Here is a 22,568-nt window from a genome sequence, read left to right on the forward strand (position 1 = left end):
ATCTCCGTCGTCGGTCCGACCCACCCCTGCCGCGCTCCTCCGTCGCTACCCCAACCCCGCGGCCCCTTGCCCACCCGGCCACCTGCGGGTTGCTTGCGGATTGCCGGATTCGCCCGGATGGCCTGTGGCGACTACGGGTGCTCCGGGCCGGAATTGTGCTGGCCAGTCATGTAAACGTGGCACTGCTTGCATTTTGCCTGTCGACAGAGCGCCAATTTCGTCGGAATCTAGCGGGAGTGACGGTATGTTGACACGACAGACGTTAGGATTCCAATGCTGATTCGCTTCGAAGTATCGAACTTCCGGTCCATCCATGAGCCGGTGGAGCTTTCGATGGTTGCTGTCGACGCGACGCGCGACGAGGCTACCGAGATCCCCAATCTGGGTGAGAGCCTGCTGCACGTCGCGGCGATCTTCGGTCCGAACGCCTCCGGAAAGTCGAACATCATCGCCGCGTTCAACTGGCTGCGCGATGCGGTCCAGTTCTCGCTTCGCAGCTGGGACGACGGGATCCCGGTCGAGCCGTTCGCTTTTGCCGGTGGTGGACTGGAGCCATCCGAGTTCACGATCGAGTCAGTGATCGACGGCGTTCGATTCGAGTACCTTGTCGAACTGCACCGTCATGCAGTCGCCTACGAAGCGCTCTTCCACTACCCCGAGAAGAAGCGTCGCCGGATCTTCGAGCGGACCGGGACCGACCTCAAGCTGCAACGCGGCCTGGGGAACCTCTCCGGAACGCGTGAGCTGCTGACCCCCCGGACCCTGGCGCTCTCGGCGGCCAGGCGGTTCGACGAGCCGCTCGTCTCTGACTTCGCCAATGATCTGCTGCGAGCACATTCGCTCGGCCTGAAAACTCATGATCGCAGGTGGCTGCCAGGTGAGCGGAGGCTGACGACAGTCCTGTTCGAACAGGGGGTGGATGGCCAAGAGTTCTTGTTCGAGGTCGAGGAGGCGGGTGGTTCCTCGTTGCCTGATCGCGCCCAGGCCCTGGCTCTGCTCCGACTCGCGGATCTGGGCATCGACGACGTCATAGTGGATGATCACGACCCCTCGGCCGGCACCGGGCGTGGACGTCGGCTTCGGTTGACACATCGAACGGCCGACGGCTCGGTACCACTCGACTTCGCCGCCGAATCCGAGGGGACCCGGACCTGGTTCCGGCTCATCGGTCCAGTGCTGGCGGCGTTGAAGGATGGTTCTGTTCTGCTCATCGACGAGCTTGACGCGAGCCTGCACCCGACGCTGTCCGGTGAGCTGATCCGGCTCTTCCAGGATCGGGCGACGAATCCGAGGCATGCCCAGTTGATCTTCACCAGTCACGACACGAGCTTGCTCAACCATCTCAATCGGGACGAGGTCTGGCTGACGGAGAAGGCGGAGAGCGGGGCCAGCCGGCTGGGTGCCCTGGCCGAGTTCGCCGGTGAGCGGGTTCGGACCTCCGTCAACCTGGAGAAGGCGTATCTGCACGGTCGCTTCGGAGCTCTTCCGGACACGGATCGCACCGACCTCCTGCGGATGCTGGGCTTGATCGGCTGAGGGCGCCGCGTGGACGGGGTAAGGACCTGCGGCGACGAACCGCGACGCGACCCGAACGGAAGACCGTTCTGATCTTCTGTGAGGGCGAGGCGTCCGAGCCCGACTACATCAACGCGGTGAAGCGTCTGCCGCAGGTTCAGCGCAACGTCGCCGTCAACATCGAGATCGATCCCGAACGAGGGGTACCGCTGACCCTCGTCGAGAGAGCAGTAGCGCGGTTGAAGTCCGACGCCGAGATCGATGAATGCTGGTGTGTCTTCGACGTCGAGTGGCCACGCCATCATCCCAATCTCGATCGGGCGCTTCGAATGGCCAAGACGAACGGGATCAAACTGGCCATCTCGACCCCCTGCTTCGAGCTCTGGCTGATCCTTCATTTCCAGGACCAGACAGCCTTCCTCGACAACCGGACAGCTGAGAGCCTGAGTAGGAGGCTTGAAGGCCGCACAGGCAAGCGGATCGACGGCTCGAAGTACCTGCCACTGCGTCGTGACGCGTCGAAGCGAGCGGCGGCGCTCGTCGATCGTCATCGGCGGGACCAGACGGTCTTCCCGAATGACAACCCCTCGTCGACCATGCACGAACTACTCGCCACGATCGAGCCGTCGAGCTAGGGAGGCGGACTCCCAGACCGGCGGTACGGCGGCGGCTTGGCGTGTGGAGTGCTCCGTCCGGGTGGTGACGCAGGTGGCACGACGGGGAGGAGCTGGCAGCTGGTTTGCAGCCGACCGGGCAAATCGTCGGGCGGTGAGGGCCGCGAAACGAAATGAGCTGCGTGGGTGCCTGAACGTGAGCCCGACCACCCAGGGCAACCACCGTGCGGTCACCGAGCGGCGACGTAGGAGCCGCGTGGGGTTAGAGGCGGCCGGCTTTCTTCAAAGCTAGGTAGGTGTCTGCCAGAGCGGGGGCGATGTGGTCGGGGGACTCGTCGACTACTGTCACGCCGGCTCGGGTAAGGACGGCGGTTACTCGTTCTCGGTCGAGGCGGGTTCGGGCGGCTGAGGCGGCGCCGTAGAGCTCGATCAGGTCGGAGCGGGATGCCTCCATTTCTGTCAGCCGGGGGTCGGCTACCGAGGCGAGTACTACGACGTGGCGGCGGAGGAGTGGGCCGATGACAGGGAGCAGGGACTCCTCGATTACGGCTGGGTCTAGGCCGGTGAGGAGTACTACGAGCGAGCGCTGGCCGAGTCGTTCGAGCACCTGGGAGACCACGACCCGGAAGTCTGTCTGGACCAGCTCAGCGTCCACATTCGCCAAGGCGTTCACGAAGGACGGCAGCACGTCCTCAGGAGCAGGTCGCCGTACGTCGGCGCGCACCTCCGAATCGCAAGCCAGCAACGAGACCCGGTCGCCGGCACGAGTAGCGAGAGCGGCGAGGAGTAGCGCCGCGTCCATCGCGTGGTCGAGTCGCGGTGCGTCCCCGACCCGCCCGGCGGACATCCGGCCGGAGTCGATCACGATGGCGACCTGCCGGTCCCGCTCAGGCCGCCAGGTCCGCAGTACGACGTTGCCGCGTCGAGCAGTAGCCCGCCAGTCGATGCTGCGGACATCGTCACCCGGCACGTAGTCGCGTAGCGAGTCGAACTCGGTGCCCTGACCCCTTACCAGCAAGGCCGTCCGGCCATCGAGCTCCCGCAGCCGGGCAAGCCGCGACGGCAGGTGCTTGCGCGACTTGAACGGCGGCAGCGCCCGCACAGTCCACGGCACCTTGTGAGAACCCTGCCGCCCAGCAAACCCCAGCGGACCGATCGACCGCACGGTCACTCGGTACGCCTGCCGGTCACCACGCCTAGTAGGAACCAGATGCGTAACAAGCCGCCGCCGCTCGCCAGTAGGCAGGTCCAGCTTGTGCGGTGGATCCTGTACTCCGGCGGAAGGCGGCCACGCATCCCGAAGCAGCCCGTTGATCCGCCGTCCGGGATTGGCCACCAGCAAGGTCACTACAGCCTGCTCACCAAGCCGTACTGCGCTGTCGCCCTCGCGAGTCAACTGCAACCGCCGCGGCGACCCGGCAAGCAGTATGTCGACCAGACAGACCAGAACCACCACTGCGACCACCACGCCGACACCGGCCCACCTAGGCATCAGCAGCGCGACAAACAGCACGCCCAGCCCAGCCAGCACTCCGGCCCGCCCGGTGACAACCATCAGCCCACCATCACCACAGCGCCAGCGCTAGCGAGGTGCGCAGCGACAGCGACGTTCACCGCGGCACCGGCACAGTAGCCAGCACGCTCTCCAGCACAGCGTCCGCCGTAACCCCTTCCAGCTCAGCCTCCGGACGGATCTGCACCCGATGCCGCAGGCAAGGACGCGCCATCGCCTTCACATCATCAGGAATCACATAATCACGCCCCGACAACCAAGCCCACGCACGCGCAACAGCCAGCAACGCAGTAGCCCCACGCGGCGACACCCCAAGCTGCAGCGACGGCGACTGCCGCGTCGCCCGACACAGGTCCACCACATACGCCAGAACATCGTCCCGTACGGCGACCCGTCGTACCGCAGCCTGTCCAGCCAGCAGATCCTCCGGCCCAGCCACAGGACGCAACCCAGCCGCGGCCAGGTCGCGCGGATCGAACCCTTGCGCATGCCGGGCGAGTATCGCGATCTCCGCGTTGCGCGGCGGGATGTCCAGCGTCACCTTGAGCAGGAACCGGTCCAGCTGTGCCTCAGGCAACGGGTACGTGCCCTCGTACTCGATCGGGTTCTGCGTCGCCGCCACCACGAACGGCGAAGGCAGCATGCGAGGCGTGCCGTCCACGGTGACCTGGCGTTCCTCCATCGCCTCCAGCAGCGCGGCCTGCGTCTTCGGCGGCGTCCGGTTGATCTCGTCCGCGAGCAGGATGTTGGTGAACACCGGCCCGGGCCGGAACTCGAACTCGCTGGTCTTCGCGTCGTACACCAGCGAGCCGGTGACGTCACCCGGCATCAAGTCCGGGGTGAACTGCACCCGCTTGGTCTCCAGCCGCATCGCCATCGACAGCGCCCGCACCATCAGCGTCTTCGCCGTACCGGGGACGCCTTCCAGCAGGACATGGCCGCGGCAGAGCAGTGCGAGCACCAGTGCGGTGACGGCGGTGTCCTGGCCGACCACGGCCTTGCCGATCTCGGTCCGCAGTTCGACCAGGGCTTGCCGAGCCCGCTCCGGAGTCACCTCGGCAATTGTCGAATCAGCACCTGAAGCTGACTGTGCAGTCACGGGCGTCTTACCTCCTGGGTAAGCAGGTCGAGCTGTTGGGACAGGGACATGAGGGCCGCGTCGTCGACAGGTGGCCAACCGTAGAGGAGTTCGTGCAGCATTGCCGGATTCCAGCCGGTGCGGGCGGCAACTGTCGTGACCACCGCCGACGGGTCGGCCCGGCGGGGGATCCCGTGCGCCTTGTGCAGCTTGCCGATCGCGGACTCACGCAGAGCCGCGGCAGCGCGGTCCCGGGCGCGGGACCGCCGGTAGAGCCTGGCCCGGCCCTCAGTGGTCTCCGCTGCGTGCACGATCACCGGCAGCGGTTCCGTGACGACCGGGCCGAGCCGGCGACCACGCCACAGCGCTACGACGAACACGGCGAAGGCGAGCGCCCACGCGACGTACCGGACGTCCGGTGGGATCAGCGGTTTGCCGCCGTCGTTCTCGTCGTCGGAAGTGGTGGAATTCTCGTACTGAGGCACGTACCAGACCAGCTTCAGATGGGTGCCGAGCAGGTTCAGCGCGAGCGCCGCGTTCCCATCGGTCGCCAGTTCCGCATTCGTGAACGAGCGCGGCGACCCGATGACGTCGACGATCCGGCCCTCGGTCTCGAGCCGTATCACGGTGTGGTTGATCCCGTCGCCGTAGCAGGCCTTCGCGGAATCAGGCGCGGAGTACGACGTACCCGAAACCGTCGCCGTGCCGGACTGAACGGCTGCCTTCAGATCGCACTCCGGTGCCCGGCTGCCCTTCGGCAGGCCAAGAGAAACGTCCTGTACTCCGGGTGCCAGCACCTCGAGTGCCCGGGCAGTCGGCCGCACCAGCACCAAGTGGCTCCACCGGGCGTCGGCGATGCGCTGCCAGTCGGACCGGCTCAGTGAACCGCCGGGAGCGACCAGGAGTGTCCGGTCGCTGCCAGTACCGACAGCATCCTGCAGCCCCTCGGTGCCGACCACGTCCACGCCGTGGTTCTCCAGCAGGGTTGCCAGGGCTTTGGCGCCGGTCGGCTCTGCCGAGTCCGGACTGAAGGGTCCCGAGGTCCGTGCCGCGGTGGCGATCATGAGCACGAGCACACCCAGCACTACGACGCCGGTGATGAGCAGCGGCAGCCGTAGTACCCGCCAGCTCTCTGCACCGCTGCGTCCGACAGCAGTAGTCGCGCTCATCCCTGGACCAACATTCGCGTGGAGACCTTGCGAGCCGCCTCGTCGGCTGCGACCACGAGCGCGTACCGCTCCGACGTACCAGGTCGGTTGCCGTAGACAACCTCTGTGAAGACGAGCGCCGCCGGTTGCAGTACGTCCCGCAGAGCCGGTACGGCGCGTCCTGCATCCGCGACAGCCTCGTACGCCGTCCGGCCGGCGCGTTCGTCCAGCACCGTGCGTTCGGTGAGCTCCGCGACACAAGCGCGGAACCGGCTTCGCACGGCGGCGGCGTAGTTGCCGGCGGCAGCCTCCTGCTCCGCTTGGGTGCGGTAGGCCGACGCAGTACGGGGCTTGTCGGTGTCGAAGACCGTACGCGGGGTGCTGCGCGTCGTACGGAGGACTCCGGCGCGCCAGAGGACCACGACGACGATCAGGGCGATCAGCGCAAAGAGCAGGATCAGACCCACATGGCCGTCGGACGAGTTACTGGCCATATTGCCCAGTAGGTCGCCGATCCAGTCCAGAACCTTGCCTACGGCCCGCGACACCAGCGAGTCGCCTGCCTGGCCGTAGACCGGCTTGGACAGCTCCTTGGCGGCCTCTGCGGCAGCGTCACTGCGACTGATGTCTACCGGCGGCTCCAGCCGCATTAACGGATCCAGCTCCATCAGGGCCTCACCAGGTCGGTCCGGTCGGCTGTGTGGGCGGCTTGAGGACCGGACGCAACCAGAGGTCGAGTCCTTCGCGCCGGACCCTGAGGTCGAGGTAGATCAGTGCCTGCACGGCAGAGATGAAGGAGAGGCTGGCGATCAGCGTCAGCACGGTGGCGGTGCCGGCAGCGGCTCCCACCGCGAGGGCGATGATCGCGGCGCTGGTGCTGTCGCTGTCGGAGGCCCAGGAACCCAAGGTGAAGAACAAGGTCACGACGCCGTACTGCACTGCGTAGCTGACGATGTTCACGACGACACCTGCGAACAACAAGATGCCGAAGACGCGCCAGAACCGGCCTCGCACCAGCTGCCAGGACCGCTTCAGTGCACCCCAGACCCCGACCCGGGCCGGTATGTACAGGCCGATGTCCGGGGCGTGCTTGCCTTCCAGCAGGACGACCGTGCCGGCCAGGATCAGCCTGAGCCCGACGATCAAGGTGAGCAGACCACCGCCCAGGATCAGCAGGATCGCGATGAATCCGGCCGCCTCCGAGGACAGCACGGCGTCGGTCCCCGAGCCGATCCCGAAGACCGCCAGTCCCCAGCCGGCGATCAGGAGCACGGCGGAGAAGGACTGCAGCACGCCGACCACCGCCAGGGCCGGCAAGGACGGCCGCACCAGCCGCAGCAGCTCCTTGGGGCCGACCCGGTGCGCAAGCTGGCTGCGCACCGCGGCCAGCGCGATGATCCCGGCCAGCATGCTGGAGACCATGGTGAACAGGACCAGCTGCACGACGTACATGAGCAGCATTGCCGCGCCTGCCTGCTCCAGCGGATCGTCGGCGCCGAAGAAGCCACTGATGCCGCCCGGCACGGTCAGCTGGGTCAGCAGCGCCTGGACGGCGGCCAGGCCGATACCGGCGAGCACCGGCAGGCCCAGCATGATCGTCTTGTTGTCCGAGATGGTCCGGGCCGCGTTGTCGAGCAGATCGGCGGGCAGCCAGGGGCGCAGCGGCTCGGAGAAGCTCTCGCGTACGCCGATGTCGTCGCGCATGCCGTGCCTCCCTCCCGGACCCGCCGGGTTGTCCCTGACCTCGGCTGTGCACCATGATCACAGCCCGGGCGGTCCAATCCGCCCTCAACTGGTGCCCGCCCGGCGATCCGGCGTGTGCACTACCCGGGGAATGGGACACTATCCGTAGTGCGTACGACCGGCAGCCGCCGGGCGCACTACAATCCGGACCGGCAAGGAGCAGGGCGTGGCTGAAGGTAATCGGACGATGCGGGGCCGAGTCCTCATCGTCGACGACGACACGGCGTTGTCCGAGATGCTCAGCATCGTGCTGCGCAACGAGGGCTACGACACCTATCTGGTCGCCACCGGTGACAAGGCGGTGCCGGCCTTCCGCGAGTTCAAGCCCGATCTGCTGCTGCTCGACCTGATGCTGCCCGGGATGGACGGCATCGACGTCTGCCGCGCGATCCGGGCCGAGTCCGGCGTGCCGATCGTGATGCTGACCGCGAAGAGCGACACCGTCGACGTGGTGCTGGGCCTGGAGTCCGGCGCCGACGACTACGTGGTGAAGCCGTTCAAGCCCAAGGAGCTGGTGGCCCGGATCAGGGCCCGGCTGCGCCGGATGGACGAGCCCGGCCCGGAGTCGCTGACGATCGGCGACCTGACCATCGACGTGGCCGGCCACTCGGTGAAGCGCAGCGGCGAGACGATCCAGCTCACCCCGCTCGAGTTCGACCTGCTGGTCTGCCTGGCCTCCAAGCCCTGGCAGGTATTCACCCGCGAGGTGCTGCTCGAGCAGGTCTGGGGCTACCGGCACGCCGCCGACACCCGGCTGGTGAACGTGCACGTCCAGCGGCTGCGGTCCAAGATCGAGAAGGATCCCGAGCACCCCGAGATCGTCGTCACGGTCCGCGGTGTCGGCTACAAGGCGGGTGTGGACTGATCGAGTACGGCCGCGACGAGGGGTCGCAGGCAGCGAAGCCGGACCACGAGCCGGAACCCCGCGGAACCGAGATCGAGCTCACCGCCGCGGGGATCGACTGGCATGCCCAGCCGCAGCCCTTGTGGCGGACCCCGATAAAGCACTGGCCGGATGTCTGGCGCCGGTCGATCCAGGCCCGGATCGTCACCGGCACGCTGCTGATGTCTACCGTCGTGCTGATCCTGGTCGGCTGGGTGATGATGAGCCAGGTCACCGACGGCGTGCTGGAGTCGCGCCGGACCAGCGCCCAGCAGGAGGCCGTCGCGCAGCTGGCGACGCTGTCCAACTCGATCAACGCGGCCGACCCGGCGTCCATCCCGCAGAGCCTGTCCCAGCTCGTCCTCGGCTCCAACCGGGCCGGGCCTGTACGACGTGGTGCTGATGCCGACCGCGGACACCGGGTCGAACGCGATCCGGTCCACCGGCCTGGTCAGGAGCGAGTCGATCCCGGCCGCGCTGAAGTCGTCGGTGGCCGTGGAGGACTCGAAGCTGTACGACACCTACACCCGGATCGACTACAACGGCGAGGTGAGTCAGCCCGGCCTCGCGATCGGCTCCCAGCTGCGGGTGAAGTCGACCGGCGAGCACTACGAGGTGTATTTCCTGTTCCCGCTGACGGCCCAGCAGGACACCCTGGACGTGGTCCAGCGGGCCCTGGTCACGGCCGGTCTGCTGCTGATCCTGCTGCTCGGCGCCGTCGCCTGGCTGGTCACCCGCCAGGTCGTCACCCCGGTCCGGATGGCCCGGCGGATCGCCGAGCGGCTGGCGGCCGGCAAGCTGGAGGAGCGGATGCAGGTCCGCGGCACCGACGACCTCGCCCGGCTCGCGGTCTCGTTCAACAAGATGGCCAGCAACCTGCAGCAGCAGATCCGCCGGCTGGAAGAGCTGTCCCGGCTGCAACGCCGGTTCGTCTCCGACGTGTCGCACGAGCTGCGGACGCCGCTCACCACGGTCCGGATGGCGGCCGACCTCCTGCACGAGGCCAAGGACGACTTCGAGCCGATGACCCGGCGGTCGATCGAGCTGCTGCAGAACGAGCTCAACCGGTTCGAGGAACTGCTCGCCGACCTGCTCGAGATCAGCCGGTTCGACGCCGGCGCGGCCGCGCTCGACCTGGAGGACATCGACCTGCGCGACATCGTCGCCCGGGTGCTGGAGAACCACGAGACCTTGCTGCACCGCAAGGGCTGCGAGATCCAGCTGGACATGCCGGAGCCGTGCCGGGCGCAGGTGGACTCGCGCCGGATCGAGCGGATCCTGCGCAACCTGATCGGCAACGCGATCGAGCACAGCGAAGGCGCACCGATCAAGATCAGTACGGCGTTCGACGACGAGGCGGCGGCCGTCGCGGTACGCGACCACGGCATCGGTTTCCGGGCCGACGAGGCGGAGATGGTGTTCAGCCGGTTCTGGCGCGCCGACCCGGCGAGGGCCAGGACAACCGGCGGCACAGGCCTCGGCTTGTCGATCGCCCTGGAGGACGCCAGATTGCACGGTGGCCGCCTGGACGCCTGGGGATCACCGGGCGAGGGTGCCTACTTCCGGCTCACCCTGCCGCGCCGGCCGGACGTCATGCTGTCCGGATCGCCGCTGCCCGCACGTCCGACCGATGCGCCCCGGGTGATCTCGGAGCTCTCCTTGGTCGACGTCGGAGCGCCGTACCAGAAGCTGACCGGCGGTGAGGACCTGTGAGAACGAAGTTGCTGGCGGTCGCGATCGCGACTTCCGTCGTACTGGCCGGCTGCGCCACCGTGCCGACCCAGGGCCCGATCAGGAGCGGCAGCCAGGCCGGTCTGGCGCCAGGGGCGGCCGGCGTCAACGTCAAGCCCAATCCGCCCCGCCCGAACGCGCCCCCGCTGGTGCTGGTGAACGGCTACCTGGAGGCGATGACGGACTCGAGCAACTTCGACCAGGCCCGTCAGTACATGACCCAGGACGCGGCCGCGACCTGGAAGCCCGAGTCGAAGCTGTCCGTCTACGACCAGAGCTCGCTGACCGCCGTCCGGCAGCTCAGCAACAACTCCGTCCAGTTGAGGGCACCGCTGATCGGGACCATCGACGATCGCGGCTCCTGGACGCCGGCGGTGCGCGGCGCCATCGTCAATGTGATCTTCACGCTGGCCGATGTCGACGGCCAGCGGCGGGTCTCCAAGGCGCCCGACGGTGCGTTCCTGGGCAGCAACCAGTTCGAGTCCCGGCTCACCGCCCGCTCGCTGTACTTCCTCACCCCGGACCACCAGACGCTGGTGCCGGACCCGATCTTCCTGCCGATCAACCTGCCGCCAGGCCAGGCCGCCACGCAGCTCGTCCAGGAGTTGCTGAAAGGCCCGACGAGCAGGCTCGGCAACGGGGTGGTCTCCGCGGCCCCGCCGGGCACGCAGGTGAACGTATCGGTGCCGGTGGAGCTCACCACCGCCACGGTCGCCCTGAGCGACGCGGCGCAGGTTCTCGGTGACCTGGAGCGCCGCCAGTTGGCAGCGCAGATCCTCTGGACGCTGCGGACGGTCAGCCCTCGGGTGAAGATCACCGTGGGCGGCGCCCCGCTGCTCGACGGTCAGCCGGATGCCATGTCGATCGACACCTTCAGCAATTTCGACCCGGTGGCCTCCAGTCCACAGATGAAGGAGCTCTACGGGGTCCGGAAGGGCAGGGTGCAGCACATCACCGGCTTGGACGGCGCGCAGGCCATCGCCTCGGTGCCACTCGACAACAGCCTGCTCTACGAGCCCTATGCGGACTCGCTGGCGGTCAACCTGAAGGCGGACTCCGGTGCGATCCTGACGAAGATCCACAACGAGCCGGTGGTCGCGTATGCCCGGCTGGACGCCACCGACAAGAGCGACAAGCTGGCCACCATCAAGACCAGCGGCCGCGTACTGCGCCCCAGCTTCGACTACCAGGAGAACCTCTGGATCCTGGACCGGGCGGGCTCCACCGACCCGCGGCTGCGCGTTCGCAACCGGGACGGCAAGGTCACCGACGTGGCCACCGACTTCGGCGGTGACACCCCGATGATCCTGCGGATGGCACCCGATGGCGTCCGGGTCCTGATGCTGATGAAGCGGAAGTCGACCCGGCAGACCTATGTCCAGACCGGCACGATCCAGCTGAACGATGCCAAGCAACCCAAGCTCGGCGACTTCCACGACCTCCAACTGTCGCTCGCCGACATCACCGACGTTTCCTGGAACCAGCCCGGCATCCTGGTAGCCGGCCGCTCCACCCCGACTTCCTCGCGGCAGCCGTGGCAGATCAACTCCGACGGCTCCCAGAGCCATCTGCTGCCGGGAACCAGCAGCGATTTCGACACCAACCTGATCGCCTCGACCCCGAACGCCGACTCCTTCCCGGTCATCCAGGACAGCCACAACGCGCTCCACTGGCAGCTGAAGGACCTCAGCTGGCAGATGGACGACGAGACCAGCAAGCCCCCGCCGATCATCCCGGTCTACCCGGGCTGAGCGTTCCGCTCCGGTTGTCCACAGGACAGCTGTGGGGCGGTTGCGGCGGTAGGGGAGGACAGCGCAGGGTTGTCCGGTGGGGTTGCGGGACGCGTTCGTGGATCTCGTACTGGGCGGCGTGTGCGCGGGCTGTGGGGTGCCGGGAGCGGCGGTCTGTCCGGGCTGCCGGACGATGCTGATGGCGGCGGTGCCTTTCACGGCGTGGCCTGACCCGGTCCCGGCGCGATTGCCGATGCCGACGGCGACAGCGCAGTACGACGGGGTGTTGCGCAAGGTGATCCTCGCGCACAAGGAGGAAGGTCACTACGCGCTCGCCCGACCGCTCGGCGAGGTGCTGGCCCGCGCGGTTCAAGCTGCCCTCAAGGCGCAGCGGGCGGCCTGGCTCTGTCCGGTGCCGTCGGCGCGAGGCACGGTCAGGCAGCGAGGGCACGACCCGTTGCGGCGGGTGGTGGTGGCTGCCGCGAGAGAGCTGCGCACGAACGGGTACGACATCCGGTTGGCGGACGCACTGGCTGTGGTCCGGCGACCGGCGGACCAGGCCGGGCTCTCCGCGAGGGACCGGGCGGCCAATCTTGCCGGCGCTTTCGAGGGCCGTTCGCGCTGGGCTGAAAGACTGACGAATCAACCGGTCTTGCTCGTCGACGACGTGCTGACGACCGGATCCACGCTCGCTGAGGCGGCGCGGGCTCTGTCGGCAAGGGGAATTCCGGTGCTCGGTTGCGCGGTCGTCGCCGCCACACCGCGGCGGTCGGCATCCGGTTCATGAGAACTTCCCTACCGGTTTTCGCCGAAGCCGACTAGCGTTGGCCTATGACACCCGCTTGGGCTTGTCGGACAGGGATGTGGGCGAGGACCGGATCAGCCGGAATCCTCACCACGGAGTCCGCCGGGCCGGACAGCGGGTGTTGTCGTTTCGGGCGCCCCAACGCAAGCCGCGACCACAACGGGGGTCCGAAAACGTAACAGAGTCGTCGATCGATGGAGGTTTCCGTGGACGTCGTTGTCAAGGGTCATCACTGCGAGGTCAGTGACCGCTTCCGGCAGTACGTCGAGGAAAAACTCGAGCGGATCGAAAAGGTCGATCACCGGGTACTGCGATGCGAGGTAGAAGTCAGCCAGGAGAAGAACCCGCGACAGCACGACCGGGCGATGCGCGTCGAACTCACCATGTACACCAAGGGTCCGGTGCTCCGGGCCGAGGCATCTGGTGAGACCAAGCAGGCGGCGTTCGACGTCAGCCTGGACCGGCTGCGGGCACAGGTCCGCAAGGCCGCCGACCGCCGCCGCGTGCATACCGGTCAGCACGCCCCTGAAGGACTGCGGCACGTAGCCGCCAAGCAGCCGCCCAACGGCTACGCTCCGGTCGAGGAGACGGTTGCCGAGGACGAGGTGATCACCCAGAAGTTCGGATCGCTGACGGTGACCGGTGACGGGCCGCTGGTGATGCGCGAGAAGACCCACACCGCGAAGCCGATGTCGCTCGACCAGGCGCTCTACGAGCTCGAACTGGTCGGACACGACTTCTACCTGTTCGTCGACGCCGACGAGAACCAGCCGAGTGTCGTCTACCGCCGCCGTGGCTACGACTACGGCGTGATCCGGCTGGCCGTCTGACGCCGAGAGCTTCGGGAGGAGCCGCAACAAAAGGGAGGCCCGGACCGTGGTCCGGGCCTCCCCTCCGTCCCCTGCGAAGGTCCGTCAGCCGATCTGGGCCTGGAGCTCGGCGGAGTAGGTGGCCACCTCGGCGTACACGCCCGGGTTGCCGGCGTCCGCGCAGCCGACGCCCCAGGAGACGACGCCGAACAGACGGCCGTCCAGGACCAGCGGGCCGCCCGAGTCGCCCTGGCAGGAGTCCTTGCCGCCGTCCTTGTAGCCGGCGCAGATCTCACCGGCCGCGGTGTAGCCCTCGCTGGCGTAGACGTCCGAGCAGTAGGCGTCACCGAGCACCGGCACCGCTACCTTCTGGAACGTGTCGTCCGGTCCGGTGCCCTCGGTGGAGCCCCAGCCGTAGACGACCGAGGCGGCACCCTCCGCGTCAGCCGCGGCACTCGTCTCCAGCGCCAGCGTCGGTACGCCGGTGAACGGTGTGGCCAGCGTCATCACCGCTACGTCGTGACCACTTTCTTTGCCGTAGTCCGGGTCCACCCAGATGCTGGTGATCTTCGAGGTCTGGCCACCGGAGTCGCTCAGCTTGTCGCGGCCCTGCACCGCCGTGTAGGTGCCGGCAGCCTCGGTCGAACAGTGCGCCGCCGTGACGATCTTGTTGGCCGCGACGAGCGTCGATCCGCAGTACTGGCCGCTGGGGACCGGGGATCCGCTGTTGTTCAGCGCGATGGCCCACGGTGCGTCGGCGGTGTGGGCGATGTCCCCACCGACGATCCGGGTGTGCGGTCCGTCGGGTGCCGGAGCCGCCGAAGCCGAGACGGCACCGATCGATGCCGCTGCCAGCACACCGGCCGCTACCGCGGCGCGGACCAGCTGAAGTCTTCCTGTCATGCCTCACACTCCAGGGTGATAGGGGCCGCGCGGGCGTCGCGGCCTACCGGCACACTCTCCCGGCCACCCTCCGTAGCGCACCTCCCACTTGCGGTAACACGAAAGCTATGACCAGCATTTTGTCGGTGGGGGCAGGCAGGATTGGTGGGGTGACTACGCAGGGGTTGTCGGTGGCTCAGGCCAGGCGGGTGGGGTTGGCCGCGCAGGGGTTTATGGATGCCCGGCCTAAAGGGGTGCCGGACATGCGGGCGCTGGGGCGGGTGCTGGGGCGGATCGGGTTGATTCAGATCGACTCGGTCAACGTGCTCAGCCGGGCGCAGTACCTGCCGTTGTATTCGCGGTTGGGGCCGTATCCGCGGGAGTTGCTGGACCGGGCCGCGGGGAAGGGGCCGCGGAAGCTGGTGGAGTACTGGGCGCACGAGGCATCGCTGATCCCGGTCGAGACGCACGCGTTGATGCGCTGGCGGATGGCCCGCGCGACGACCGAGGCGTGGGGCGGGCCGCGGGCGATCGCGGCGCAGCGGCCGGACCTGGTCAAGCAGGTGCTGGCCGACGTCCGCGACCACGGCCCGTTGACCGCGCGCGAGATCGACGACGACGTGGAGCGCGACCGGGACAACTGGGGCTGGAACTGGTCGGACGTGAAGCGGGCGCTGGAGTTCCTGTTCTTCGCCGGCGAGATCACTGTGGCCCGGCGGAACCAGCAGTTCGAGCGGATGTACGACGTACCGGAGCGGGTGCTGCCCGCCTCGGTGCTGGCGACGCCGACGCCGACCTCGGAGGAGGCACACCGCGGGCTGGTCTCGATCGCGGCCCGGGCGCACGGGGTCGCGACCGCGCAATGCCTCAAGGACTACTTCCGTACGTCGCCCGCGCCGACCGCGCAGGCCATCCGCGAGCTCGTCGAGGAGGGCGAGTTGCTGCCGGTCACGATCCAGGGCTGGAAGAGGCCGGCCTACCTGCACCGCGACGCCCGCCTGCCGCGCCGGGTGAACGCCCGCGCGCTGGTCAGCCCGTTCGACTCGCTGGTCTTCGAGCGGACCCGGACCGAGGTGCTCTTCGACTTCCACTACCGGATCGAGATCTACGTCCCGGCCGAGAAACGCATCCACGGGTACTACGTGCTCCCGTTCCTGCTCGGCGACCGGCTGGTGGGCCGAGTGGACCTCAAGGCGGACCGGAACGCGGGCGTCCTGCTGGTCCAATCCGCCCACTCCGAGCCCAAGGCGCCCGCCGAGACGCCCGAGGAGCTGGCCGCAGAGCTGGTCCAGCTGGCCGGCTGGCTGGGCCTCGACCAGGTCCGGGTAGCCGGCGGCGGCGACCTCGCCCCAGCCCTCAGCGTCGCCCTGCGGGGCTCCTGAGCGGAATCGCGGGCCAGGCGGAGCGGCGTACGAGGTGTTCTGAGCGGTAGGGCGGAACTTTTCGAGAAGCTCACTCGTGGGTGGGAGAAGGGTGTGACTTACGCCGGGCAGTGGGTTGACGCTCCCGGCCAAGTACGATGGGTGGCGCCCGCCAGGCGGGCAGTCCGTGCTGCCCTCGTCACTGGGCACACACGGTCAGGCACCCGCCGCATTGAAGGCTGCACAGTCAAGGAGTGGACCCCCCACGATGAAGGCGTTCGACAAGTTACTGCATATCGGCGAGGGCAAGAAAGTCCGCGAACTCGAGCGCATCGCGAAGCTCGTCAACTCGATCGAGGACGACTTCGTGGCGATGACCGACGAGGAGCTGCGCGACCAGACGGCCGAGTTCAAGCAGCGCGTCGACAACGGTGAGTCTCTCGACGCACTACTCCCGGAGGCCTTCGCGGTAGTCCGCGAGGCGGCCAAGCGGACCCTTCATCAGCGCCACTACGACGTCCAGATCATGGGTGGCGCGGCGCTGCACCTGGGCAACATCGCCGAGATGAAGACCGGTGAGGGCAAGACCCTGGTGGGCACCCTCCCGACGTACCTGAACGCGTTGTCCGGCAAGGGCGTCCACGTGGTCACGGTGAACGACTACCTGGCCCGCTTCCAGGCCGAGTGGATGGGCCGGGTGTATCACTTCCTCGGCCTCGACTACGGCGTGATCCTGCCGGAGATGACCCCGGCCGAGCGCCGGGTGGCCTACTCCAAGGACATCACCTACGGCACCAACAACGAGTTCGGCTTCGACTACCTGCGCGACAACATGGCCAGCGACATCGCCGACTGCGTGCAGCGCGAGCACAACTACGCGATCGTGGACGAGGTCGACTCGATCCTGGTCGACGAGGCCCGGACCCCGCTGATCATCTCCGGCCCGGCCGAGGACTCGCAGCGCTGGTACGTCGAGATGGCGAACCTGGCCGGCGCGCTGAAGCCGCGGTTCAACGACGACAAGATCCCCGAGGAGCAGCGCCCGGTCGCCGACTACGAGGTCGACGAGAAGAAGCGCACCGTCGCCATCCTCGAGCGCGGGATCGAGAAGGTCGAGGACCGGCTCGGGATCGACAACCTGTACGAGTCGGCCAACACCCCGCTGATCAGCTACCTGAACAACGCGCTGAAGGCCAAGGACCTGTTCCGCCGGGACAAGGACTACGTGGTCGTCGACGGCGAGGTGCTGATCGTCGACGAGCACACCGGCCGGACGCTGCACGGCCGCCGCTACAACGAGGGTCTGCACCAGGCGATCGAGGCCAAGGAGAAGGTCGAGATCAAGGAGGAGTACCAGACCCTCGCGACGATCACGCTGCAGAACTACTTCCGGCTCTACAGCAAGCTCGGCGGCATGACCGGTACGGCGAAGACCGAGGAGAACGAGTTCGCCAAGATCTACGGTCTCGGCGTGATCCAGATCCCGACCAACAAGCCGATGGTCCGCGAAGACCAGCGCGACCTGATCTACCGCACCGAGGACGCCAAGTTCGACGCCGTGGTGGAGGACATCGCCGCCCGGCACGAGACCGGGCAGCCGATCCTGGTCGGCACGACCAGCGTCGAGAAGTCCGAGCGGCTCTCGAACCAGCTGCGCAAGCGCAACATCCCGCACGAGGTGCTGAACGCGAAGCAGCACGCGCGGGAGGCCGCGATCGTCGCCGAGGCGGGTCGCAAGAACGCCGTCACGGTCGCCACGAACATGGCCGGCCGTGGTACGGACATCATCCTCGGTGGCAACCCGGAGCACCTGGCCGACAAGGACCTCCGGGCCCGCGGCATCGACCCGGTGGAGTCCGCGGAGCAGTACGAAGCGGAGTACCCGAAGGTCCTGGAGCAGTTCGAGCAGCAGGTCAAGGACGAGCAGGTCGAGGTCCGCGAGGCCGGCGGTCTGTACGTGCTGGGCACCGAGCGGCACGAGTCGCGCCGGATCGACAACCAGCTGCGCGGTCGTTCCGGCCGTCAGGGTGACCCGGGCGAGTCCCGCTTCTACCTGTCGCTGGAAGACGACCTGATGCGCCTGTTCAAGCGCGAGATGGTCGACTGGGCGATGTCGCGCAACGACGACGACACCGTGCCGCTGGAGAACAAGGTCGTCACCAAGGCGATCGCGTCGGCACAGTCCCAGGTCGAGGCGCAGAACTTCGAGACCCGGAAGAACATCCTCAAGTACGACGACGTGATGAACCGGCAACGGCACGTCGTGTACGACGAGCGCCGCCGGGTGCTCGAGGGCGCGGACATGCACGACCAGGTCCAGGACATGCTCGACGAGACCGTCACCGGATACGTGCAGGGCGCGACCGCCGACGGGTTCGCCGAGGACTGGGACCTGGACGCGCTGTTCACCGCGCTCCGGACGCTGTACCAGACCGAGATCACCGAGGACGAGCTGATCGAGGAGGCCGGCGGCGACCGGGCCGGGATGACCCCGGACTTCCTGATCGAGCGGTTCGTCCAGGATGCCCGCGACGCGTACGCACGGCGCGAGGAGCTGCTCGGCAGCGACGCGATGCGCGAGCTGGAGCGCCGGGTGGTGCTCAGCGTGCTGGACCGCAAGTGGCGCGAGCACCTGTACGAGATGGACTACCTGCGCGAGGGCATCGGCCTGCGCGCGATGGCGCAGCGCGACCCGCTGGTGGAGTACCAGCGCGAGGGCTACGACATGTTCGCCGCGATGATGGAGTCGATCAAGGAAGAGTCGGTCGCCTTCATCTTCAACGTCGAGGTCGACATCGAGGCGATGCAGGCCGACCTCGCCGCGCAGGCGGAGCTGGCCGAGCTCGAGGAGACCGAGCCCGAGGACATCCTGGTGCCGGGGGCGCCGGTGGCCGAGTTCCCGGGTCGCCAGTCCGGTGACGACGAGGACCGCCCGCAGGACACGCCGCGGCAGCAGGACGCCCCGAAGCTGCGCGCCAAGGGCCTGACCGGCTCGAGTCGGCCGCAGAAGCTGTCCTACTCGGCGCCGACGATCGACGGTGACGACGAGGTGTCCGTGCACCAGGACGCGGTCGAGGGCGGTGCCCTGGAGTACTCCGGTACGCCACGCAACGCGGTCTGCCCGTGTGGCTCCGGCAAGAAGTACAAGCGCTGCCACGGCGATCCGGCCTCGGACGTCTACAAGAGCTGAGTACCGCGAAAGCCGCCCCGGGGATTCCTTCGGGGCGGCTTTCGTGTTTCCTGGTCCTATGGGTACTTGGCTGACGGAGAAGTTCGGGCTCTCGGTGCCGGTGGTCGGTGCGCCGATGGCGAATGTGAGTGGCGGCCGGCTGACGGCGGCAATCTCGGCTGCTGGAGGACTGGGCATGCTCGGCGCCGGGTCCATGGTCAGCGCCGACTGGATTCGCACCGAGGGCGCGGTCGCCGCCGCCGGCGGGAAGCCGTACGGGATCGGCCTGATGGCGTGGTCCGTCGCGGATCACCCCGAGCACCTCGAAGCGGTCATCGAGCTCCGGCCCGCCTTCGTCTCGCTCAGCTTCGGCGACCTCACGCCGTACGTCGAGCCGCTGCAGGCAGCCGGGATCGTGGTGGCGATGCAGGCCGGTACGGTCGCCGATGCCCGGGAAGGGATCGCGGCCGGTGTCGACGCGATCGTTGCCCGGGGCGCCGAAGCCGGTGGGCACGGGCGGAACGTGGTCGGCACACTTCCTTTGCTGCAAGCGATTCTCGACCTCACCGACCTGCCCGTACTCGCGGCCGGCGGCATCTCCGGCGCGCGCGGTCTGGCGGCGGTGCTCGCGGGCCGGCGCGGCAGGTGGCTGGATCGGTACTGCGTTCCTCACGGCCGAGGAGGCGCTGACGCCCGAGACGTCACGGCAGGCCTTGCTCGCAGCCGACGAGACCGACACCGTCTACGGAACGGTTTTCGACGCCGCCTCCCGAGCCGGCTGGCCGGACGAGTTCGGCGGCCGCGCTCTCCGCAACGCCTTCTACGATCGCTGGGAAGGCCAGGAGCCGGCCCTCAAGTCCGACGACGCCGGCCACGACGAATATGTCGCCGCAACGCGAGCCGCCGACCCCACCGCCGCGTCCCTGTACGCCGGCCAGGGAGTCGGTGCCCTGACCGCGACGACCACCGCCGCTGCGGTCCTGGCCGACCTCGCCACCTACCGCACCTACCTACAAAACGCTACCAACCTCCTCTGACCTCTACACACTCAACGAGAACGCGCTGTCTTCGGTGGCACCCTTCCGCCGGTACGTGCGCTTGTCCCGAGCGACAGGTAATGGGTGCCGCTGGCTCGGGCTCCACGCTCAGCCAGGGCGAGGCGGGGCGGATTTGGAGACCATTACCTGTCGCTCGGGACACAGGAGAGGCCGTTCTCGCTGCGCGGAAACCTTTGTCGGTATATGCAAGTTTGTTTCCGGTAAGCGGAGCAACCTCGGGTGCCCCCTTGGTGGGGGAGCCCCCGGCACCCCGGTTGCCCCAGCCGTGTCACGGGACTCCGGTGCTCAAACGCTTCCCAGAACTTCGGCTCGGTCGTTATAGGTGAACCCGCAGGGACGGCTGCAAGTAGTTGCCGTGGGCCTCTACTAGGTCGTTGCAGAGGGCCCATAGTTGGTCCACGGGCAGCGTGGTGGCCGGGTCCATCAGCAACGCCTGCCGGATCGAGCGCGGATCGTCTTCCAGGGCGGCGCGGACGACGAGCTCGTTGACGTTCACGTAGGACCGGTTCAGCGCTGCGCATTGGGCCGGCAGCGCGCCGACCGCTGTCGGCTGAACGCCCGAACCGTCAACCAGGCAGGGAACTTCGACCACTGATCCCTCGGGCAGGTTGGAGATCAGTCCGTGGTTGACCACATTGCCGTAGATCGTCCGAGGCTTTCCGGTGACGATGCTGTGGATCACCTGCGGCGCGTACTCCATGGTGCCCTCGACCGGCAACGGTTCGCCGCGTTTCAGCGCGTCCCGGGTGCCTTCGTAGAGCGTCACGTTCTCCTCGACGATCCGCAGGTAGTCGCCGATCGGCAGCCGCAGCCGGTCCACTTCGGACTGGTGCGACAAGTACCAGGGCACGTACTCCGAGGAGTGCTCGCTCGTCTCGGTCGGGTAGTACCCGAGCCGGCGATACATGTCGACCCGGACCCGGCGGCGCAACTCCGGCTCCCGCGCGATCAGTTCGTCCAGCCGGGGATAGAGGTCCTCCCCGGCGCGTTCGAACCGAAGTACCCAGGCCTGGTGGTTGACGCCGGCGGCGAGATAGGTCACCTCGCCGTACGGGACCCCGACCAGTTGGGAGAGGTCGTTCATCGTCCAGTAGACCGAGTGGCAGAGGCCGACGACGTTGCGGAGGCCGAGCGCCTTGAGGTACCAGACGTTCATCGCCATCGGGTTCGTGTAGTTCAGCAACCACGCGTCCGGGCAGATCGCGGCGATGTCCTCGGCCAGTCCCTTCAGCACCGGGAAGGTCCGCAGTGCCCGGAACACGCCACCGACCCCGAGCGTGTCGCCGATCGTCTGCCGTACGCCGTACCTGGCCGGGATTTCGAAGTCGATCCGGGTCGCCTCGTTCATCCCGACCTGGATGATGTTGATGACGAAGTCGGCGCCTTCGAGGGCCGCCCGACGGTCCAGGTGCGAGGTGATCCGCGGTTTGATGCCCCGTTCCGAGGCGATGTACTTCGCGGCTCCAGCGGCGGTGTCGAGTCGCTCGGGGTCGATGTCGTGCAGAGCGATGTGCAGCTCGCCCAGATCCGTGAAGCTGAACAAGTCGGCCAGCAACCCCTGGGTGAACACGACGCTCCCCGCGCCGACGAACGCGATCTTGGTCATCGTGCACTCTCCAATGCCTGATCCCAGTCCGGCTGGGCCGCGGTGCCACCAGCCGCTCGGGTCGACAGCGATCCACAGGCAGCGGCGATCGCCAAAGCGCTGGCCCTGCCGAAGCCACGGAGTACGGCGGCAATGAATCCGGCGTCGAAGCTGTCGCCCGCACCAACCGTGTCGACCGGTTCGATCGGCAAGGCAGCGGCCTTGATCACCGATGAACCGTCGTGGGCGATGGCCCCGTCGGCGCCGTTCTTCACGACGACCAGCGGGCCGCGCCGGGCCAGGATTCCGGCGGCGTCGGCGAGCACCGGATGACCCGTGAGCGAGTGAACCTCGGACGCGTTCGGAAGCAGGATGTCGGTGACGCGCAGGACCGGGTCGAGCACCATCCGGTCCCAACGGTCGGCCGGGTCGTCGTTGGTGTCGAGCGAGGTGGTCGCCTTGTTGCTTCGCGCCTCCTTGAACAACCCGGCCAGTCCGGCCGCCAACTCCGGCATCAAGTAGAACGACGCGGCATGCACGTGCCGTACGGACCTCAACAGCTCAGTCGGTACGTCGTACGCGCTGGTCGCGGCCAGGCAGCCGGCGGCAGTCAGGATCGCGCGATCGGAGGCCGACGTGAGCACCGTCGTCAACGGGGTCGGCAGGACGGCATCCACCACCAGCGCCGAGGTATCCACCCCGCGCTCTTCCAGGGCCGCGCGGACGAAGGCCCCGGCCGGGTCGTCGCCGATCCTGCCCGCGAACGCGACGCTGAGGCCGAGCCGGGCGGCACCGCAGGCCATGATCGCGGCGGATCCGCCCAGGCAGAGTGATCCCGTCGGAACGAGTCGTTCGCGCTGGCCGAAGGTCAGTGGTTGGTTCACCGGGCCGATCACCACGTCGGGATTGGCGTCGCCGATGACGAGCAGGTCGAAAGTCTTCAT

The 22,568-nt window shown here is 67.8% G+C and carries 19 protein-coding genes; 10 read left to right on the plus strand and 9 right to left on the minus strand.

Annotated features, from left to right (window positions below; genetic code table 11):
* Nucleotides 1-333 precede the first annotated feature (333 nt).
* Complete coding sequence (locus tag F1D05_RS27705; RefSeq protein WP_246486019.1) at nucleotides 334-1,536, plus strand: AAA family ATPase; 1,203 nt, start codon at nucleotides 334-336, stop codon at nucleotides 1,534-1,536.
* Between the two features lie 71 nt (nucleotides 1,537-1,607).
* Nucleotides 1,608-2,150 (plus strand): RloB family protein, encoded by a 543-nt coding sequence (locus F1D05_RS27710; RefSeq protein WP_281388994.1) that lies wholly within the window; start codon nucleotides 1,608-1,610, stop codon nucleotides 2,148-2,150.
* A 241-nt stretch (nucleotides 2,151-2,391) separates the two neighbouring features.
* On the opposite strand, the gene F1D05_RS27715 is transcribed toward F1D05_RS27710, so the two are convergent.
* From F1D05_RS27715 to F1D05_RS27735, 5 genes are read right to left on the minus strand one after another with little or no spacing between them, the layout of a single operon-like run.
* Nucleotides 2,392-3,684, minus strand: a complete 1,293-nt coding sequence (locus tag F1D05_RS27715) for a DUF58 domain-containing protein (RefSeq protein ID WP_185443394.1) — start codon at nucleotides 3,682-3,684, stop codon at nucleotides 2,392-2,394.
* Between the two features lie 55 nt (nucleotides 3,685-3,739).
* Nucleotides 3,740-4,696: an AAA family ATPase gene (locus F1D05_RS27720; protein WP_246486021.1), complete on the minus strand. Its 957-nt coding sequence runs from the start codon at nucleotides 4,694-4,696 to the stop codon at nucleotides 3,740-3,742.
* 41 nt (nucleotides 4,697-4,737) lie between these two features.
* A complete protein-coding gene (locus F1D05_RS27725; protein WP_185443395.1) occupies nucleotides 4,738-5,889 on the minus strand; it encodes a DUF4350 domain-containing protein in 1,152 nt (383 codons plus the stop codon).
* Nucleotides 5,886-6,518 carry a DUF4129 domain-containing protein gene (locus F1D05_RS27730; RefSeq protein WP_246486022.1) on the minus strand — a complete coding sequence of 211 codons (633 nt, stop codon included), beginning with the start codon at nucleotides 6,516-6,518 and terminating at the stop codon, nucleotides 5,886-5,888. Before F1D05_RS27730 ends, F1D05_RS27725 begins: the two co-directional genes overlap by 4 nt.
* A 25-nt stretch (nucleotides 6,519-6,543) precedes the next feature.
* Nucleotides 6,544-7,572, minus strand: coding sequence for a hypothetical protein (locus F1D05_RS27735; RefSeq protein ID WP_185443397.1), 1,029 nt, complete (start codon nucleotides 7,570-7,572; stop codon nucleotides 6,544-6,546).
* A gap of 226 nt (nucleotides 7,573-7,798) precedes the next feature.
* Here F1D05_RS27735 and mtrA point away from each other — a divergent pair, with 226 nt between their 5' ends.
* Nucleotides 7,799-8,476 carry an MtrAB system response regulator MtrA gene (gene mtrA / locus F1D05_RS27740; RefSeq protein ID WP_185449525.1) on the plus strand — a complete coding sequence of 226 codons (678 nt, stop codon included), beginning with the start codon at nucleotides 7,799-7,801 and terminating at the stop codon, nucleotides 8,474-8,476.
* Here mtrA and F1D05_RS41015 read toward each other — a convergent pair.
* Nucleotides 8,436-8,831 (minus strand): hypothetical protein, encoded by a 396-nt coding sequence (locus tag F1D05_RS41015; protein WP_246486023.1) that lies wholly within the window; start codon nucleotides 8,829-8,831, stop codon nucleotides 8,436-8,438. The two genes, mtrA and F1D05_RS41015, sit on opposite strands and share 41 nt — an antisense overlap.
* 65 nt (nucleotides 8,832-8,896) lie before the next feature.
* Between F1D05_RS41015 and mtrB the strand changes: the two genes are divergently transcribed.
* The 4 genes from mtrB (at nucleotide 8,897) to hpf (ending at nucleotide 13,590) form a co-directional block, all read left to right on the plus strand.
* Complete coding sequence (gene mtrB / locus F1D05_RS27745; RefSeq protein ID WP_246486024.1) at nucleotides 8,897-10,207, plus strand: MtrAB system histidine kinase MtrB; 1,311 nt, start codon at nucleotides 8,897-8,899, stop codon at nucleotides 10,205-10,207.
* On the plus strand, nucleotides 10,204-11,976 hold the full coding sequence (locus F1D05_RS27750; RefSeq protein WP_185443398.1) for an LpqB family beta-propeller domain-containing protein: 1,773 nt from the start codon (nucleotides 10,204-10,206) through the stop codon (nucleotides 11,974-11,976). Before mtrB ends, F1D05_RS27750 begins: the two co-directional genes overlap by 4 nt.
* A gap of 76 nt (nucleotides 11,977-12,052) precedes the next feature.
* On the plus strand, nucleotides 12,053-12,742 hold the full coding sequence (locus tag F1D05_RS27755) for a ComF family protein (protein WP_246486025.1): 690 nt from the start codon (nucleotides 12,053-12,055) through the stop codon (nucleotides 12,740-12,742).
* 224 nt (nucleotides 12,743-12,966) lie between these two features.
* Nucleotides 12,967-13,590: a ribosome hibernation-promoting factor, HPF/YfiA family gene (hpf, locus tag F1D05_RS27760; protein WP_185443399.1), complete on the plus strand. Its 624-nt coding sequence runs from the start codon at nucleotides 12,967-12,969 to the stop codon at nucleotides 13,588-13,590.
* An 84-nt stretch (nucleotides 13,591-13,674) separates the two neighbouring features.
* Here the strand turns inward: hpf and F1D05_RS27765 are convergent, their stop codons facing one another.
* Complete coding sequence (locus F1D05_RS27765) at nucleotides 13,675-14,472, minus strand: S1 family peptidase (RefSeq protein ID WP_185443400.1); 798 nt, start codon at nucleotides 14,470-14,472, stop codon at nucleotides 13,675-13,677.
* Nucleotides 14,473-14,579: 107 nt separating this feature from the next.
* On the opposite strand from F1D05_RS27765, the gene F1D05_RS27770 reads away from it, so the two are divergent.
* From F1D05_RS27770 to F1D05_RS27780, 3 genes are all read left to right on the plus strand, one after another.
* Nucleotides 14,580-15,833: a winged helix-turn-helix domain-containing protein gene (locus F1D05_RS27770; RefSeq protein WP_185443401.1), complete on the plus strand. Its 1,254-nt coding sequence runs from the start codon at nucleotides 14,580-14,582 to the stop codon at nucleotides 15,831-15,833.
* Nucleotides 15,834-16,080: 247 nt separating this feature from the next.
* Nucleotides 16,081-19,002, plus strand: coding sequence for a preprotein translocase subunit SecA (secA, locus tag F1D05_RS27775; protein ID WP_185443402.1), 2,922 nt, complete (start codon nucleotides 16,081-16,083; stop codon nucleotides 19,000-19,002).
* 115 nt (nucleotides 19,003-19,117) lie between these two features.
* Entirely contained in the window at nucleotides 19,118-20,365 is a 1,248-nt protein-coding gene (locus F1D05_RS27780) for a nitronate monooxygenase (RefSeq protein ID WP_246486912.1), read from the plus strand.
* Here F1D05_RS27780 and F1D05_RS27785 read toward each other — a convergent pair.
* Both F1D05_RS27785 and F1D05_RS27790 read right to left on the minus strand, forming a co-directional pair.
* Nucleotides 20,356-21,645, minus strand: coding sequence for an alpha-glucosidase/alpha-galactosidase (locus tag F1D05_RS27785; RefSeq protein ID WP_185443403.1), 1,290 nt, complete (start codon nucleotides 21,643-21,645; stop codon nucleotides 20,356-20,358). The two genes, F1D05_RS27780 and F1D05_RS27785, sit on opposite strands and share 10 nt — an antisense overlap.
* Nucleotides 21,642-22,568, minus strand: coding sequence for a carbohydrate kinase family protein (locus F1D05_RS27790; protein WP_185443404.1), 927 nt, complete (start codon nucleotides 22,566-22,568; stop codon nucleotides 21,642-21,644). Before F1D05_RS27790 ends, F1D05_RS27785 begins: the two co-directional genes overlap by 4 nt.

The sequence above is a fragment of the Kribbella qitaiheensis genome, assembly GCF_014217565.1.
GTDB lineage: Bacteria > Actinomycetota > Actinomycetes > Propionibacteriales > Kribbellaceae > Kribbella > Kribbella qitaiheensis_A.